Below are 15,382 nucleotides of genomic sequence, written 5' to 3'. Positions count from 1 at the left end.
GCAAGACTGTCCGGACAAGTCCCGGCAGCTCAGAGTAGTTCGAGTGGTCGGGGGCCGTCGGGTGCCGGGAACGCCCGGTCGAGTTCGGCCAGGTCCTCCTCGGTGAGGACCAGTTCGAGGGCCGCCCGGTTCTCCCGGACGTGCTCCGGAGTACTCGCCTTGGTCACCGTGCAGACCCCGTCCTGGCGCAGCAGCCAGGCGAGTCCCACCTGCCCCGGGGTGGCACCGTGCCGCCCGGCGACCCGGGCCAGTGCCGGGTGCCCGAGCATCCGCCCCCGCTCCAGCGGCGAGTACGCCATCACCGGCAGGCCGGCGGCGCGGCAGCGGGGCAGCAGGTCCCACTCGATGCCACGTCGGGTGAGGTTGTAGGGGATCTGGTCGGTCTCCACGGCGGTACCGCCCGGGATGGCGGCCAGTTCGACCACCTCCGGTACGTCGAAGTTGCTCACCCCCCAGTGCCGGATGAGTCCCTGGGTGATCAGGCTGGTGAACGCCTCGACCGTCTCCGGCAGCGGTGCGTCGCCGCGCTGGTGCAGCAGGTACAGGTCGATCCGGTCGGTGCCGAGCCGTTCCAGGCTGCGGGCGCAGGCGTCGGCGGTGCCGGTGACGGTCGCGTGTGCGGAGGAGACCTTGGTGACCAGGAAGACCTCCTCGCGCCGGTCGCCGAGCGCCTCCCGGACCAGGTCCTCGGCGCCACCGTCGGCGTACACCTCGGCGGTGTCGATCAGGGTGAGGCCGGCGTCCACCCCGGCGCGGAGCGCGGCGATCTCGTCGTCCCGGCGTGCCGGGTCCTCCGCCATTCCCCAGGTGCCCTGACCGAGCGCCGGGATCGCCTCGCCGGACGGAAGTGTGACCGTGGGGACGATCCGCTGGGACATCGGTTTCTCCCTCCTGACCGGGTGCGTTTCCGGCTGTCCGGTCGTGCGCGCCTTCCCTGCGCCATGCCCGGCAAACCGGTCCGCCGGTCGGGGCGGCGGCACGCTCGCCGCACCGGTAACCTCGGGCCGCACGGGCCCGGTGTCCGTACGCCTGCCGGACGGCACGATGAGCCTGGCCGGCCTCGATGTCGATCTAGCTGATGCGTATACTTGCCTGACTGCAAGTATTGGCGACGGCTGACCGGACGGAGGCGGGTGTGCTCTTCTCCGTCAGGCATGTCGTGCACCCGAAACTGGTGCGCCTCCACCTCGGCGGTGAACTCGACATCACCACCGCGCCGAAGCTCAGCGCGGAGATCGACCAACTGGTCGACGACGGGCACCGGCGCCTGCTCGTCGACCTGGCCGAGCTGACCTTCTGCGACTCCAGCGGCCTGGCGGCCTTCGTCCGGGGCGACGACCGGGCGGGCTCGCGTGGCGGCTGGCTCCGGTTGACGGGTGCGACCGGGCGGGTCGAGCGGGTGTTGCAGATCAGCGGCCTGGACGACTTGCTCCGCTATGACCGGGAAGGGCATGACCCGGCCGCCCTGGGGTGACCGTTGATCGGCTAGAGTTCGCACGCCGCGTCGATGGTCGACGGCTCGCCGGAGACCACATCACCGGGCTGGTGACGCGGGTGGCCGCCGCACCATCCCGATTACCAGAGGTAGGTACGCCGTGCACGCAGCCGAGCCGACCCCCGTACGCATCCTGGTCGTCGACGACGACCCGGGCGACGTACTGATGATCGAAGAGGCGCTGGCCGACTCGGAGGTGCCCAAGTCGATCGACGTGGTCGGCGACGGGGAAGAGGCGATGGAGTTCCTGCTCCGCGAGGGGCGGCACCGGGAGGCGAGCCGGCCGGACATGATCCTGCTGGACCTGAACATGCCCCGGATGGACGGCCGGCAGGTGCTTGACAAGGTCAAGAGCGACGACAACCTGCGCACGATCCCGATCGTCGTACTCACCACGTCGAACGCCGACACGGACATCCTCGGCAGCTACAACCTGCGGGCCAACGCGTACGTCACGAAGCCGATCGACCTGGACGACTTCAACGACGTGATCCGGCGGATCGACGAGTTCTTCGGGCAGGTTGTGGTGCTGCCGAAGCCGCCCACCCCGGCCGGCTGATCGGTCGGGCCGACCCGACCGCGACTCGCCACCCACCCCGACCCGCCCGACCGCATGCTGACCCGACCGCATGCTGAACAGTTTTTCCGATCCGCCCCGGTGAGCCGCGCCGGTTGACCAGGATTCCAGGTGTAGGTGACATCGGCTTCCTGGGGGCGAAGCATGGAGTTCTCCGTCGTCGAGATCGGTTACGACCAGGACCAGGTCGACCGCTGCCTGGAGGATCTGGGTACGCGGCTGGCCCGGCTGGCGGCGCGGACGGACGCCGCCGCACGGACGGATCCGGAGCTGGCCCGGCTGCGGGCCGAACTCAGTCAGCTGGGCGAGTCGCTGAGTGCGCGGCCGGTCCCCGACGCCGGGCCGCCGTCGGAGCCGGTCGCCCGGCAGCTCGTGCTGACCGCCGAGCGGGAGGCGGCCCAGATCCTGGCCCGGGCCCGGGCCGACCTCGAGGCAGCCCGGGCGGAGGCTCGGCTGGTGCGGGACCAGGTCTACGCCGAGGCGGTGCAGGCCCGGCGGGACTTCGAGACGGCGCTGCACGCGCGGCGGATCCGCGCCGAACGGGCGGACGAGATCCTGCGCGGCACGGCCCGACCCGGCGACCAGCGGCCGGCCGCGCACCGGTCGGTGACGCCGGACGGGGCACTGCCGGCCCCGGCCCCCTGAGTCCCGGCCCCCTGAGTCCCCGCACCCGGAGCACCCGCCGGGAGCACCCGCCCGGGAGCACCGGCCCGCGAGCACCTGCCCGCGAGCACCGGCCCGCTCCGTCCTGGCTGGTCTGGGACCTCACGTCCGGAGCACCCGCGCCGGCCCGCCCTGGCCGCCTGATCGTCGGACCAGGCGGAGCCGGGCCCGACGGGCCGTTCCGGCGGTGATCAACCCGCCCATCGGCCCCATTTTCGATCACGCCCTGTCGGTGACGTGCGTGACCTTGTTACCGTCGGCGCCCAGCGGGATCGGAAGGAGCGCGGGGCTTGAACGGGGCGACGGCGTACCTGGTGGCGGCAGTGGGTCTGCTGATCGCGGCGGCAGGGGTAGCGGTGGCGGTGCTGGCGCTGCGCGCCGCCCGGAAGCGCACCGGCGGGCCGTCCGGCGGGCCGGTGGGCGATCCCTTCCGGACCGTGGACGACGACGCCGACGCGCTGCGCGGCGACCCGCGCACCCTCAAGCCCGGCGACCTGGTGGAGATCCGGCACACCTCCTACGGGGTGCGTGGCACGCTGCGGCTGCGCGAGGACGGCTGGAGCTGGGCGGAGCACCTGCTCGACGACGCCCGGGGCGGCAAGCTCTGGCTCTCCGTCGAGGAGGATCCCGACCTGGAGATGGTGCTCTGGACCGCGCTGCCGGAGGTGGGCGTCGACCCGGGGCCGGCCGAGCTGGAGGTCGGCGGCCGGCGGTACCGGCGCAAGGAGTCGGGACGGGCCACCTTCACCGCGCTGGGCAGCACCGGGCTGGACCCGACCGGCACGGTCCGCTACCACGACTACGCCGCCGCCGACGGCACCCCGCTCTCCTTCGAGGCGTACGGCGACAGCGGGCGCTGGGAGGTCGGCACGGGTGACCGGCTGCACCGGGCCGAGGTGCGGATCTATCCACAGCAGACGGACGGCGCCGACACCCCGACCGGGCGGGTCGGCTGAACGATGCTGGTCAACCTGGACACCGCGTACGAGGACACCACCGCCGCCGAACTCAGCCTGGCGCTCGACACCCCGGAACAGCCCGCGCTGCACCTGCTCGACCTCGGCCGGTTGACCCGGCTCGGCCGCCCCGGCACGCGGCTCCAGCTCCGGCTGCTCGGCGCCTCGCACCAGGTGGTGCTGGACGGTCCGGACGGCGGGCTGATCGAGACGGTGGCCTGCCTGCCCGGCCGGCGCCCCGAACTGCCGGCGACCCTGGCCGACCCGGCCACCGGCTACCGGTTCACCGCCCGGGTCCGGCAGTTGAGCCCGGCCCGGTTGTCGGAGTGTGCCGCCCGGCTGCGGCGGGACCTGGCCGGCGACCCGTACGCCCTGGTCGGGGTCTTTCCCGGCGGCCCGGACGCGATCACGGCGCTGCGGGTGGGCCGCCCCGGCGGGCGAGACGCTGCCGGGACCGGTCGGATCGGTTGGCGCACCTGGCACGCGTACCCGGGAAGTGGTGAAGTGGTCGAGACGGAGACGGTGGTGGCGGCGGTATGAGGTACCGCGGATGGTTCCTGGTCGGTGGCGCGTTCGCCCTGGTCGGCGTGTTGCTCGCCGGCTTCGCCATCTTCCACGGCAACTTCTCGCCGCGCGGGTACGTGCAGGACCGGTACGCTCGCGCGGCGGCCCAGGACATCGGCACGGACGCGAGGGCGTACCGGTCGGACTCCTCGCCGAGCGTGGTCGCCGAGGAGATCACCGAGACCTGGCGCCCGGCCGACGAGTACGTCGACGCCAGTGGCGTCTACCTGCGCTACGACGAGGACTCGGTGGTGATCCTGCCGCTGGCCGGCGGCTCGCTGATCCTGCTGGAACGCCTGGTCACCGCGTATCCCCGTTATTCGAGCACGGTCGGCAACGCCTGGGGCTGGGGGCGCGGCAGTTCGGTCCGTGGCGGCGGTCCCGGCGCCGGCAAGTAACCGCTCCACCACACACCCCCTTCTCCTCATCCCCCCCGGAGCCTGATGTGTTGACGACCCTCGCCACCGACCTGCTGGCCACCCTCGCCTACGGGGTGGTCGGGCTCGTGCTGATGGCCGTCGGCTACCTGCTCGTCGACGTGGCCACCCCGGGCCGGCTGCACGACCTGATCTGGGCCGACCGCAACCGCAACGCGGCCCTGCTGCTCGCCTCGAACCTGGTCGGTGTGGGCGTCATCGTCACCACCGCGATCGTGGTGAGCCACGACGACTTCGTCGACGGGATCGTGGGCAGCGCCGCGTACGGACTGCTCGGTCTGCTGCTGATGGCCGGCTCGTTCCTGCTGCTCGACCTGGTCACCCCGGGCCGGCTCGGCGAGATCCTGGTCGACCCGGAGCCGCATCCGGCGGTCTGGGTCTCGGCGGTCGTGCACCTGGCGACCGGCGCCGTCATCGCGGCCGCGATCAGCTGATGGCGGCTGGCGGAAGGGGGAGCGGCGGGCGGAGCGCGAACGCGCGCTGGGCCGCCGCCGGCCGGGCGAAGGTGGCCGAGCAGACCGCGAAGCGGCTCAAGGCCGGGCTGGGAGTGCTGGTGCTCCTGGCCATCGTGGGTTTCGTCGCGCTGGGTGCGTTCAGCCGGGACGACGGCAGCACGGTGGTGCCGCCGCCCGGGCCGGTGGAACGGACCGACACCGTCACGCTGCTCCAGCGGGCGTACGGCACGCAGCAGATCTGCTACGGCTGGCGGCTGCGCACCGGCGGAGCGGCGTTCGGCGCCCCGCCGGTCAGCGTCGGCTCCAACCTCGGCGACAACGTACCGGTGGACAGCGATCCGGCCCGCTGCCCGCGCTGGGCGGAGGTCGACGCGGCGATCTGGTACACCTCGGAGAGCAGCGAGTCGGAGGACAGCGCCGTCTACCGGGTGAGCAGCTCGCCCGACCTGGCGCACGTCGACTTCGACCGGGGACTCGCCCGGCTCGGCGTCGACGCGAAGCAGTTCGTCGACGACCCCGGCTGGGCGGTCTGCCGGGCCGCCGTCTTCCTGCCGCTGCTGGTCTCGGAGACCGGCTCCGCCCCGGCCTCCCCACCACCGACCGCACCGACCGCACCGATCTCGCCGACCGCGACACCCGCGCCCACCGCGTCGCCCGCGCCGTTGGCCGATGCCGGGAGCGACTTCTGGCGCGACCGCTGGGTCCTGCTGCTCGGTGCCGCCGGGATTCTGCTGCTCACCGCCATCTTCCTGGCCATCGGCGTCTTCGAGCGCCGGCGCCGATGACCGCTGTCCCGGCCGACCCGGCACCGGCGGGGCGGCCACGGCGCCGGGCGGCCCGGGCGGGGGTGCTGGCTGCCGTCTTCGTCTGTGCCGCCTGCGGCCTGGTCTACGAACTGGCCCTGGTCGCGCTCGGCAGCTATCTGGTCGGGGACACCGTCGGGCAGGCGTCGATAGTGCTCGGTGTGATGGTCTTCGCGATGGGGCTCGGGGCGCTGGCCGCCAAGCCGTTCCAGCACCGGGCCGCCGCCGCGTTCGCGGTCGTCGAACTCGCCCTGGCGCTCTTCGGCGGACTCTCCGTGCTCGGCCTCTACGCCGCCTTCGCCTGGCTCGACCTCTACGCCCCGGCCCTGGTCTGCACCGCCCTGCTGCTCGGGTTGCTGATCGGGGCGGAGATCCCGCTGCTGATGGTGCTGCTCCAGCGGATCCGGGCACAGTCCGCCGGCAGCGCCGTCGCCGACCTGTTCGCCGCCGACTACGTCGGCGCGCTGCTCGGCGGGCTCGCCTTCCCGTTCCTGCTGATGCCGTTCTTCGGCCAGTTGCGCGGGGTGCTCGTGGTCGGGGTGGTGAACGCGCTGGCCGGGCTGGCCCTGGTCGGCACGGTCTTCCGGCGGGAGCTGACCGCCCGGGTCCGGGTCGGGCTGGCCGCCGGCACCGTCGCCGTCGGCCTCCTCCTCGGGTACGCGTACCTGTCCGCCGCCGACTTCGAGGTGACCGCCCGGCAGCAGCTCTTTCGGGACCCGGTGGTGCACGCCGAGCGGAGCGCGTACCAGGAGATCGTGCTGACCCGGTCGGTGCCGCTCGTCTCGCAGGGCGTCACCGACCTGCGGCTCTACCTCAACGGCGACCTCCAGTTCAGCTCGGTCGACGAATACCGCTACCACGAGGCGCTGGTGCACCCGGTGCTGGCCGGCACCCGGGGATCGGTACTGGTGCTCGGCGGCGGCGACGGGCTCGCCGTACGGGAACTGCTGCGCTATCCCGACGTCGGCACGGTCACCGTGGTGGAGCTGGATCCGGCGGTGGTACGGCTGGCCCGGACCGAGCCGCAACTTCGAGCCCTGAACCGGGACGCCTTCGCCGATCCCCGGGTCCGGATGGTCAACGCCGACGCCTTCGCCTGGCTGCGCGGCCAGCCGGCCCGGTTCGACGCGGTGGTGGTGGACCTGCCGGACCCGGACGAGACGGCTACCGCCAAGCTCTACTCGGTCGAGTTCTATTCGCTGGTCCGGGCGGCGGTCGCCGAGCGGGGACGGGTGGTGGTGCAGGCCGGCTCGCCGTACTTCGCGCCCCGCTCGTACTGGTGCGTGGCGGCGTCGCTGCGCTCGGCCGGGTTCGCCAGCGTGCCGTACCACGTCGACGTGCCCTCGTTCGGCGACTGGGGATTCCTGCTCGCCGCCCCCGGCCCGGTCGCGCCGGAGTTGGGGCTGCCGGCCGACGTGCCCGCGCTGCGTCATCTGGACGCGGGGACGCTGCGGGCCGCCGCGAACTTCCCGCCGGACCGGCCGCGGCTGGAGTTGCCGCCGTCGACCCTGCTGCACCCCCGGGTGCTGGAGTACGCCCGCGCGGAGTGGCGCCGCTACTGAGCGGGCCGGCGTGCGGTCAGCCGAGGGCCTCGACCACGGTGCTGGCCCGCTGTTCGTGCTGGGCGTACGCGTCGGGGAAGGCCGATATCTGCACCGACTGGGCGGCGGCGGCCACGCTCATCTGCTGCCAGCCGGGGATTTCCAGCAGGGCCGCGTAGAACTGCTCGGCCGCGTACGCCGGGCGCATCAGGTCGGCGACCGTGCCCCAGCCGGAGCTGGGCCGCTGCTGGAACAGCCCGACCGAGTCGTGGTCGTAGCCGACGCCCTGGTTCGGGTGGTCCAGCGACTCCGGCAGTGCGCCGCTGGCGAGGTTGTAGAGGTTGCTCTCCTGCATGGCGGTGGCGATCGCGACCACCAGGCCGCGGCGCGGGATGTCCATCTTCACGCCGACCTGGACGATTGTGTGTGCGTTGTCCATCTGTGTCTGGGTGAGTCCGGCGACCGGGGTCGGCCGGCTGGGCTTCCTGCTCGCCCGGGTCACCTTGGTCCGGGCCGTTGTCGGTCGGGCGGTCGGGGTGGCGGCGGGGGTACTGCTCGGCGTGGCGGTCGGGGTCGGCGCCGGAGCGCGTTCGGTGGCCCGGGAGGCGGGCTGGCGTTCGGCGCTGGCGGCGCGCTCGGCGAGCAGGTCGGCCGGCGCGGGTCCGGCCGGCGTGCTGGCCGTCCTCGACTCGACGAAGACCACAGTGCCGAGGCAGCAGGCCACCGCGGCGACCGCGCCGACCCGTACCGGGCGGGACGAGAGCAGTGCCCGGGTCCGACGCAGCCGTCGCGGCGCCGGCACCCGGTGTCGGCTGGTTACCTGGGCGGTGGAGCCGGTGTCGGCCGAACGGTCAGCCTGGGCTCCGGTGTCCTGTCCGGGATCATTCTGTTCCGTGTGATGCACCCGGCAGAGGTTAGGTAACGCCGAGCTGAATGGGGTCGGTCGGATCGGTGGCCTGCGCCACACTTTTGCCTGGTCAACCGGGCAGTCGTCGGCAGTGGTGACCGGGCGCGGCCGGAGCGGACGGATGCGGAATGTCCGTCTTATCCGGGTGGCTGGGTCAGCCGGGCAGGTTTCCCCGCCAATGGTGGGATCTTCGACGAAGATCGCCCGGGTCGGTCGTTCGGTCCAGCTCCGCTGGTCCGGTCGGACCGGGCCGGACCTGGTCCGAACGGTCGTCAGCCCTGGCCCGAGTGGTCGTCAGCCCTGGTCGACGGGTCGGTCCGCCCGCTGTGCCGGTCTCGACTCTGGACCGGACCGGCTCTTATACGATGCTTCTCGGTGGCGGAGAGCAAGATCAAGCCTGCGGATGGCGGGCCGGTCGGTCGGGGGCGGCGCCGGGACATGATGATCCTGGTCGCGGCCGCGCTGCTGACCGCGCTGATGGCCGGGCACCGCCTGATCCCCAACGTGCGCGGCCTGGGCAGCCTGGTGGACAGCGGCGCGCCCTTCCTCGGCCTCGGCGTGCCGCTGCTCGTCCTCGCCGCCGGGCTGCGCCGCTCCCGGACCGCGTTGGCGGCCGTGCTGGTCCCGGCCGTGCTCTGGGCGACCCTCTTCGGCACCGCCTGGCTGCCCGGCGGTGGTGGCGGCTCGGTGCGGTTGCGGGTGGCCAGCCAGAACCTGCGGGCCGGCAACCCCGATCCGGCCGGCACGGTGGCGAGCCTGGCCGACACCGACGCCGACGTGATCGGGTTGCAGGAGGTCTCCGGCCAGACCCGGGGCTCGGTGGCCGGGGCGATGGCCGAGCGGTACCCCTACCGGGCGGACGTCTCCACCGTCGCGCTGTGGAGCAGGTTCCCGATCCGCGAGGACGTCGGCGTGGACACCGGACTGGCCTGGACCCGGGCCCTGCGGGCGGTGGTGGCGGCGCCCGGCGGCGACGTGGTCGTCTACGTCGTCCACCTCGGCTCGGCCCGGGCCGGGGACACCGGCACCCGGGACCGCACGGTCACCGCGCTGGCCAGCCAGATCCGGCAGGACCCGGCCGAGCGGCTGATCGTGCTCGGCGACCTGAACACCGCCACCACCGACCGCATGATCGAGCCGCTGACCGAGCTGCTCAAGGATGCCCAGGCGGAGGCGGGTCGGGGCCCCGGCTTCACCTGGCCGGCCGCGTTGCCGGTCACCCGCCCCGACCACGTGCTCTACCGGGGGCTCACCGCGGCGTACGCCCGGGTGGTGCGTACCCCGGCCAGCGACCACCGGGCGGTGACCGCCGGCTTCCGGTAGCCGGCGCCGCGCCGACCGGCCCCACCGGCTCAGCGGTGGCCGGGATCGGCCGGGACGACGGTGAGGGTGTGCCGGCCACCGTCGCTGGAGAACGGCCAGAGCCGGTCGGCGTACCGGGCCAGGTCGGTCAGCTGGTCCCGGTTCAGGCCGACCGAGGCGATGCTGGCCCGTACGTCCGCCCGGTAGCGCCCGTCGGCGTCCCTGGCCAGTCGCGCCTGGGCGCGGACCTGCACGGTGTGCGCCTCGTCGGTGATCCCGGTGGCCGCCTCGACCGCCGCGTGGTGCAGGCAGGAGGCGAACGCCGCCGCGAGCAACTGCTCGGGGGCGAGCCCGGTGCAGTGCGGTGCCAGCGGCGAGGCCAGGGTGGTGGAGAGTTCCCCGTCGTCGGTACGCAACCGGCCCCCCTCGGCCGTCGCGGTGGCCTCGTGCACCCAGGCTTCCGATTCCGGCATCCCGCACCCCCCTGTGGTCCCCGGGCGGGCTACCCGACAGGGGCGCCGGGAAACCCGCCGCCGGACCCGACCCGGCCGTCAAGATCACGTCAAGATGCGCGGTGCCGGCGTAGCCGAACCGTCAGAACCGGCCACCCCGGGCCGACCTTCGGGTTTACCTGGATCGGGCGGCCGAGAACGGTCGCCCGGAACGCGCGCTGGAGAGGACGTTCGGTGATCGACGTCGTGTTCGTGCTGGTGACGCTGGGGCTTTTTGCGGCCCTGGCCCTGCTCGCCCGGGCGGTGGAGCGGCTGTGAGCGTGGTCAACCTCGTCGGCCTGGTGCTCGCGGCCGGGCTGGCCGCCTTCCTGTTGTTCGCACTGCTGTTCCCGGAGCGTTTCTAGATGAGTACGACGACCGCGGGCATCATCCTCGTCGCCTCGCTCGCCCTGGCGCTGGTGGCGGTCTACAAGCCCTTCGGCGACCACCTCTACCGGGTGGTCTCCGGCACCCGGCACTCCCGGATCGAGCGGGGCATCTACCGGCTGATCGGCGTCGACGCGAAGGCCGAGCAGTCCTGGGCCACGTACGCCCGCAGCGTGCTGGCCTTCTCCCTGGTCTCCCTGCTCTTCCTGTACGCCTTCCTGCGGCTCCAGGACAAGCTCTGGCTCTCGCTCGGCCTCGACGCCGTACCGGACCACGTCGCCTGGAACACCGCGGTCAGCTTCGTGACGAACACGAACTGGCAGGCGTACTCGGGTGAGTCGACCCTGGGCCACCTGGTGCAGATGGCCGGGCTGGCGGTGCAGAACTTCGTCTCCGCCTCGGTCGGCATCGCGGTGGCGGTGGCGCTGGTCCGCGGCTTCGCCCGGAGCCGGACCGACCAGCTCGGCAACTTCTGGGTCGACCTGGTCCGGATCACCCTGCGGGTGCTGCTGCCGATCGCGGTGCTCGGCGCGATCGTGCTGATGATCGGCGGGGTGGTGCAGAACCTCTCCGGCGGCACCGACGTGACCACGGTGGCCGGCGGCACCCAGACGATCACCGGCGGCCCGGTCGCCTCGCAGGAGGTGACCAAGGAACTCGGCACCAACGGCGGCGGCTTCTACAACGTCAACAGCGCCCACCCGTTCGAGAACCCGACCACCTGGACCAACTGGTTCCAGCTGTTCCTGATCCTGCTGATCCCGTTCAGCCTGCCCCGGGTCTACGGCCGGATGATCGGGCAGAACCGGCAGGGGTACGCGATCGTCGCGGTGATGGCGATCCTGGCGATCGTCAGCATCACCCTGACCAACGTCTTCGAGGTGACCGGCGGCGGTACGGTGCCGCAGGCGGTGGGTGCGGCGTTGGAGGGCAAGGAGGCCCGGTTCGGGGTCTCCAACTCGGCCTCGTTCGCCGCGATCACCACGCTCACCTCGACCGGTGCGGTGAACTCGTTCCACGACTCGTTCACCCCGCTCGGCGGGATGATGCCGCTGGTCAACATGATGCTCGGCGAGGTCGCTCCCGGCGGTGTCGGCGCCGGCCTGTACGGCATGCTGATCCTCGCCGTGATCACGGTCTTCGTGGCCGGGCTGATGGTGGGGCGCACCCCGGAGTACGTCGGCAAGAAGATCGGCGCCCGGGAGATCAAGTTCGCCTCGCTGTACTTCCTGGTCACCCCGATGCTGGTGCTGATCGGCACGGCGGCGGCCTTCGCCACCGGCAACAACTCGACGGCCCTGAACGTGGGCCCGCACGGCCTCTCCGAGGTGCTCTACGCCTTCACCTCGGCGAGCAACAACAACGGCTCGGCGTTCGCCGGCATCACGGTCAACACGCCCTGGTGGGACACGGCCCTCGGGCTCTGCATGCTGCTCGGCCGGTTCCTGCCGATCGTCTTCGTGCTCGGCCTGGCCGGCGCGCTGGCCCGGCAGCGGCCGGTACCCGCCTCGGCGGGCACGCTGCCGACGCACCGGCCGCTCTTCGTAGGGATGCTCACCGGCGTCACGGTGATCCTGGTGGCGCTGACCTTCCTGCCCGCGCTGGCCCTCGGCCCGCTGGCCGAGGGGTTGTGATCGCGGTGCGAGTCAACATGGGAAGGAAAGGGAAAATGACTGTCAGCCCGGTGGTGCCCGCCCCCGCTGGTGGGCTGCCGTCCGCCGGCCCCGCACAGGGCCGGGTCGGCGGTGGGCTGTTGGACCCCCGGCAACTGCTCCGTTCGCTGCCGGACGCGTTCCGCAAGCTCGACCCGCGCACCCTCTGGCGTAACCCGGTGATGTTGATCGTGGAGGTCGGCGCGGTCTTCACCACCGTGCTGGCCGTCGCCGAGCCGAGCGGCTTCGCCTGGGCGATCACGGTCTGGCTCTGGCTGACCGTGCTCTTCGCCAACCTGGCCGAGGCGGTCGCCGAGGGACGGGGCAAGGCGCAGGCGGCGACGCTGCGCCAGGCGAAGCGGGACACCGTGGCGACCCGGTTGACCGGCTGGTCGCCGGGGGCGAAGCCCGGTGTCTACCGCGACGAGGCGGTCGCCGCCACCGAGCTGCGGCACGGCGACATCGTGCTGGTCGAGGCGGGGCAGGTGATCCCCGGCGACGGCGACGTCGTCGAGGGCATCGCCAGCGTCGACGAGTCGGCCATCACCGGCGAGTCCGCCCCGGTGATCCGGGAGTCCGGCGGCGACCGCAGCGCGGTGACCGGCGGCACGAAGGTGCTCTCCGACCGGATCGTAGTGCGGATCACCCAGCAGCCTGGGCAGAGTTTCGTCGACCGGATGATCGCCCTGGTGGAGGGTGCCAACCGGCAGAAGACCCCGAACGAGATCGCCCTGAACATCCTGCTCGCGGCGCTGACCGTGATCTTCCTGATGGCGGTGGTGACGCTCCAGCCGCTGGCGATCTTCTCGAAGGGTTTCCAGGGCGCCGCACCGGACACCGCCGCGATCAACTCCGACGGGGTCACCGGGATCGTGCTGGTCTCGCTGCTGGTCTGCCTGATCCCGACCACCATCGGCGCGCTGCTCTCGGCGATCGGCATCGCCGGGATGGACCGGCTGGTCCAGCGCAACGTGCTGGCGATGAGCGGCCGGGCCGTCGAGGCCGCCGGCGACGTCAACACGCTGCTGCTGGACAAGACCGGCACCATCACTCTGGGCAACCGGCAGGCGGCGGAGTTCGTCGCGGTCGACGGGGTCGGCGCCGAGCAGGTGGCGGACGCGGCCCAGCTCGCCAGCCTGGCCGACGAGACGCCGGAGGGACGCTCGGTGGTGGTGCTGGCCAAGAACGCGTACGGGTTGCGCGAGCGGGAGCCGGGGCTGATCCCGCACGCCACCTTCGTCGAGTTCACCGCACAGACCCGGATGTCCGGCATCGACCTGACGCCGGATGCCACGGTGGACGGCGGAGCCGGCGGGCCGAGCAGGCGGATCCGCAAGGGCGCGGCGGCGGCCGTGCTGAAGTGGGTCCGGGAGAACGGCGGGCAGCCGACCGAGCAGGTCGGGGAGATCGTCGACGGGATCAGCGGCGGCGGGGGTACCCCGCTGGTGGTCGCCGAGCACGTCGACGGCGAGCCGGCCCGCACCCTCGGGGTGATCCACCTCAAGGACGTGGTCAAGTCGGGCATGCGGGAGCGGTTCGCCGAGATGCGCCGGATGGGCATCCGGACCGTCATGATCACCGGGGACAACCCGCGTACCGCGAAGGCGATCGCCGACGAGGCCGGGGTCGACGACTTCCTCGCCGAGGCCACCCCGGAGGACAAGCTCGCGCTGATCAGGCGGGAGCAGCAGGGCGGCCGGCTGGTCGCGATGACCGGTGACGGCACCAACGACGCCCCCGCGCTGGCCCAGGCCGACGTCGGGGTGGCGATGAACACCGGCACCACGGCGGCCAAAGAGGCCGGCAACATGGTCGACCTCGACTCCGACCCGACCAAGCTGATCGAGATCGTGGAGATCGGCAAGCAGCTGCTGATCACCCGGGGTGCGCTGACGACCTTCTCGATCGCCAACGACGTCGCCAAGTACTTCGCGATCATCCCGGCCATGTTCGCCGGCATCTACCCGAGCCTGGACACCCTCAACATCATGCGGCTGTCCAGCCCGGAATCGGCGATCCTCGCCGCGGTCATCTTCAATGCCCTGGTGATCATCGCGTTGATCCCGCTCGCCCTGCGAGGTGTCCGCTACCGGCCGAGCAGTGCCAGCAGGCTGCTCACCCGCAACCTCTGGGTCTACGGCCTCGGCGGCATCGTCGCCCCGTTCGTCGGCATCAAACTCCTCGACCTCCTCCTCTCGCTCATCCCAGGGATCTCGTGATGCGTCTACCCACCTGGCTCGCCCAACACCTGGCCGCGTTCCGGGCCCTACTGGTGCTCACCGCACTGCTCGGGCTGGCCTACCCACTGGTCCTGGTCGGTGTCGGGCAGCTGCCCGGCCTGCACGACCGGGCGGAGGGCTCGCTGGTGCGCGGAGTCGACGGCGCCGTCGCCGGCAGCGGCCTGATCGGCCAGTCCTTCACCGACGGCGCCGGGAACGCCGTCCCGCGCTACTTCCAGTCCCGCCCGTCGGCGGCCGGCGACGGCTACGACCCCACCGCCACCGCAGCCAGCAACCTCGGCCCGAACAGCGTCGAGGACACCCTGCCGGTGCCCGGCGCGGTCGACGAGGAGGGAAACCCGGACGAGGGTACCCAGAGCCTGCTCACCCAGGTCTGCACCCGCAGCCGGGCGGCCGGCGAACTCGACGGCGTGGACGGCCGGCGGCCGTTCTGCACCCCGGACGGGCTGGGCGCGGTGCTCCGGGTCTTCCACCGCGACGGCCTGACCGGTCCGGTGACCCGGGCGGTAAGCGTCAACCAGGCCTGCCCGGCCACCCCGTTCCTGGCCAGCTTCGGCGGGGTGCCGGTGGAGTGCGCCGTCCCCGGGCAGGTCTACTCCGGCGGGGTGCTCACCCCGGTCCGGGGCGACGCCCCGGCCGAGCCGGCGATACCGGCCGACGCGGTCACCGCCAGCGGCAGCGGCCTCGACCCGCACATCAGCCCGGCGTACGCGGCGATCCAGGTCGACCGGGTCGCCCGGGAGCGGCAGACCAACCCGGAGCAGGTACGGCGGCTGGTCGAGGAGCACACCGACGGGCGAGGGCTCGGCTTCCTCGGTGAGCCCCGGGTGAACGTCGTCGAACTCAACATCGCGCTGGACCGCGCGTTCCCAGCGGGCGGCTGAACGGCCCCGGGCGGCCCCGACGGATAAG

17 protein-coding genes are annotated in these 15,382 nt (G+C 72.6%); 14 read left to right on the top strand and 3 right to left on the bottom strand.

Features of this window, described 5'->3' with window-relative positions; translation table 11 throughout:
* Nucleotides 1–29 precede the first annotated feature (29 nt).
* Nucleotides 30–878, bottom strand: a complete 849-nt coding sequence (locus O7626_RS15720) for an aldo/keto reductase (protein ID WP_278061908.1) — start codon at nt 876–878, stop codon at nt 30–32.
* 257 nt (nt 879–1,135) lie between these two features.
* On the opposite strand from O7626_RS15720, the gene O7626_RS15715 reads away from it, so the two are divergent.
* The 9 genes from O7626_RS15715 (at nt 1,136) to O7626_RS15675 (ending at nt 7,512) form a co-directional block, all read left to right on the top strand.
* On the top strand, nt 1,136–1,474 hold the full coding sequence (locus O7626_RS15715; protein WP_278061907.1) for an STAS domain-containing protein: 339 nt from the start codon (nt 1,136–1,138) through the stop codon (nt 1,472–1,474).
* Nucleotides 1,475–1,595: 121 nt separating this feature from the next.
* Entirely contained in the window at nt 1,596–2,054 is a 459-nt protein-coding gene (locus O7626_RS15710; protein WP_278061906.1) for a response regulator, read from the top strand.
* 162 nt (nt 2,055–2,216) lie between these two features.
* A complete protein-coding gene (locus O7626_RS15705) occupies nt 2,217–2,717 on the top strand; it encodes an ATPase (RefSeq protein ID WP_278061905.1) in 501 nt (166 codons plus the stop codon).
* A 308-nt stretch (nt 2,718–3,025) separates the two neighbouring features.
* The gene (locus O7626_RS15700; RefSeq protein ID WP_278061904.1) at nt 3,026–3,691 is read left to right on the top strand and encodes a DUF4178 domain-containing protein; all 666 of its coding nucleotides are present in this window, start codon (nt 3,026–3,028) and stop codon (nt 3,689–3,691) included.
* 3 nt (nt 3,692–3,694) lie between these two features.
* Nucleotides 3,695–4,231 carry a DUF2617 family protein gene (locus O7626_RS15695; RefSeq protein WP_278061903.1) on the top strand — a complete coding sequence of 179 codons (537 nt, stop codon included), beginning with the start codon at nt 3,695–3,697 and terminating at the stop codon, nt 4,229–4,231.
* A complete protein-coding gene (locus tag O7626_RS15690) occupies nt 4,228–4,653 on the top strand; it encodes a DUF4247 domain-containing protein (protein WP_278061902.1) in 426 nt (141 codons plus the stop codon). The genes O7626_RS15695 and O7626_RS15690 overlap by 4 nt, the downstream gene beginning before the upstream one ends.
* A gap of 50 nt (nt 4,654–4,703) precedes the next feature.
* On the top strand, nt 4,704–5,126 hold the full coding sequence (locus O7626_RS15685) for a DUF350 domain-containing protein (protein ID WP_278061901.1): 423 nt from the start codon (nt 4,704–4,706) through the stop codon (nt 5,124–5,126).
* Nucleotides 5,126–5,932, top strand: coding sequence for a hypothetical protein (locus O7626_RS15680; protein ID WP_278061900.1), 807 nt, complete (start codon nt 5,126–5,128; stop codon nt 5,930–5,932). The genes O7626_RS15685 and O7626_RS15680 overlap by 1 nt, the downstream gene beginning before the upstream one ends.
* On the top strand, nt 5,929–7,512 hold the full coding sequence (locus O7626_RS15675; protein WP_278061899.1) for a polyamine aminopropyltransferase: 1,584 nt from the start codon (nt 5,929–5,931) through the stop codon (nt 7,510–7,512). Before O7626_RS15680 ends, O7626_RS15675 begins: the two co-directional genes overlap by 4 nt.
* A gap of 16 nt (nt 7,513–7,528) precedes the next feature.
* Here O7626_RS15675 and O7626_RS15670 read toward each other — a convergent pair whose 3' ends face one another.
* Nucleotides 7,529–8,395, bottom strand: a complete 867-nt coding sequence (locus O7626_RS15670; RefSeq protein WP_278061898.1) for a hypothetical protein — start codon at nt 8,393–8,395, stop codon at nt 7,529–7,531.
* Between the two features lie 378 nt (nt 8,396–8,773).
* On the opposite strand from O7626_RS15670, the gene O7626_RS15665 reads away from it, so the two are divergent.
* Nucleotides 8,774–9,721 carry an endonuclease/exonuclease/phosphatase family protein gene (locus O7626_RS15665; RefSeq protein WP_278061897.1) on the top strand — a complete coding sequence of 316 codons (948 nt, stop codon included), beginning with the start codon at nt 8,774–8,776 and terminating at the stop codon, nt 9,719–9,721.
* A 29-nt stretch (nt 9,722–9,750) separates the two neighbouring features.
* Here the strand turns inward: O7626_RS15665 and O7626_RS15660 are convergent, their stop codons facing one another.
* The gene (locus O7626_RS15660; protein WP_278061896.1) at nt 9,751–10,173 is read right to left on the bottom strand and encodes an OsmC family protein; all 423 of its coding nucleotides are present in this window, start codon (nt 10,171–10,173) and stop codon (nt 9,751–9,753) included.
* Nucleotides 10,174–10,466: 293 nt separating this feature from the next.
* On the opposite strand from O7626_RS15660, the gene kdpF reads away from it, so the two are divergent.
* From kdpF to O7626_RS15640, 4 genes are read left to right on the top strand one after another with little or no spacing between them, the layout of a single operon-like run.
* Complete coding sequence (gene kdpF, locus O7626_RS15655) at nt 10,467–10,556, top strand: K(+)-transporting ATPase subunit F (RefSeq protein ID WP_278061895.1); 90 nt, start codon at nt 10,467–10,469, stop codon at nt 10,554–10,556.
* Entirely contained in the window at nt 10,557–12,212 is a 1,656-nt protein-coding gene (kdpA, locus tag O7626_RS15650) for a potassium-transporting ATPase subunit KdpA (protein WP_278061894.1), read from the top strand.
* Nucleotides 12,213–12,247: 35 nt separating this feature from the next.
* Nucleotides 12,248–14,449: a potassium-transporting ATPase subunit KdpB gene (gene kdpB, locus O7626_RS15645; protein WP_278061893.1), complete on the top strand. Its 2,202-nt coding sequence runs from the start codon at nt 12,248–12,250 to the stop codon at nt 14,447–14,449.
* Nucleotides 14,449–15,354, top strand: coding sequence for a potassium-transporting ATPase subunit C (locus O7626_RS15640; protein ID WP_278061892.1), 906 nt, complete (start codon nt 14,449–14,451; stop codon nt 15,352–15,354). The genes kdpB and O7626_RS15640 overlap by 1 nt, the downstream gene beginning before the upstream one ends.
* The last annotated feature ends 28 nt before the right edge of the window (nt 15,355–15,382 follow it).

Source organism: Micromonospora sp. WMMD1102 (genome assembly GCF_029626265.1).
In the GTDB taxonomy this organism is placed as follows: Bacteria; Actinomycetota; Actinomycetes; order Mycobacteriales; family Micromonosporaceae; genus Plantactinospora.
Note: the sequence above shows the minus strand (reverse complement) of the source record. Positions and strands in the feature narration are given on the sequence as shown.

Excerpts from the sequence above, each read along its gene's own strand:
- O7626_RS15720 (WP_278061908.1), bottom strand. The coding sequence starts at position 878 with ATGTCCCAGCGGATCGTCCCCACGGTCACACTTCCGTCCGGCGAGGCG.
- O7626_RS15705 (WP_278061905.1), top strand. The coding sequence starts at position 2,217 with ATGGAGTTCTCCGTCGTCGAGATCGGTTACGACCAGGACCAGGTCGAC.
- O7626_RS15695 (WP_278061903.1), top strand. The coding sequence starts at position 3,695 with ATGCTGGTCAACCTGGACACCGCGTACGAGGACACCACCGCCGCCGAA.
- O7626_RS15690 (WP_278061902.1), top strand. The coding sequence starts at position 4,228 with ATGAGGTACCGCGGATGGTTCCTGGTCGGTGGCGCGTTCGCCCTGGTC.
- O7626_RS15680 (WP_278061900.1), top strand. The coding sequence starts at position 5,126 with ATGGCGGCTGGCGGAAGGGGGAGCGGCGGGCGGAGCGCGAACGCGCGC.
- O7626_RS15675 (WP_278061899.1), top strand. The coding sequence starts at position 5,929 with ATGACCGCTGTCCCGGCCGACCCGGCACCGGCGGGGCGGCCACGGCGC.
- O7626_RS15660 (WP_278061896.1), bottom strand. The coding sequence starts at position 10,173 with ATGCCGGAATCGGAAGCCTGGGTGCACGAGGCCACCGCGACGGCCGAG.
- kdpA (WP_278061894.1), top strand. The coding sequence starts at position 10,557 with ATGAGTACGACGACCGCGGGCATCATCCTCGTCGCCTCGCTCGCCCTG.
- kdpB (WP_278061893.1), top strand. The coding sequence starts at position 12,248 with ATGACTGTCAGCCCGGTGGTGCCCGCCCCCGCTGGTGGGCTGCCGTCC.
- O7626_RS15640 (WP_278061892.1), top strand. The coding sequence starts at position 14,449 with ATGCGTCTACCCACCTGGCTCGCCCAACACCTGGCCGCGTTCCGGGCC.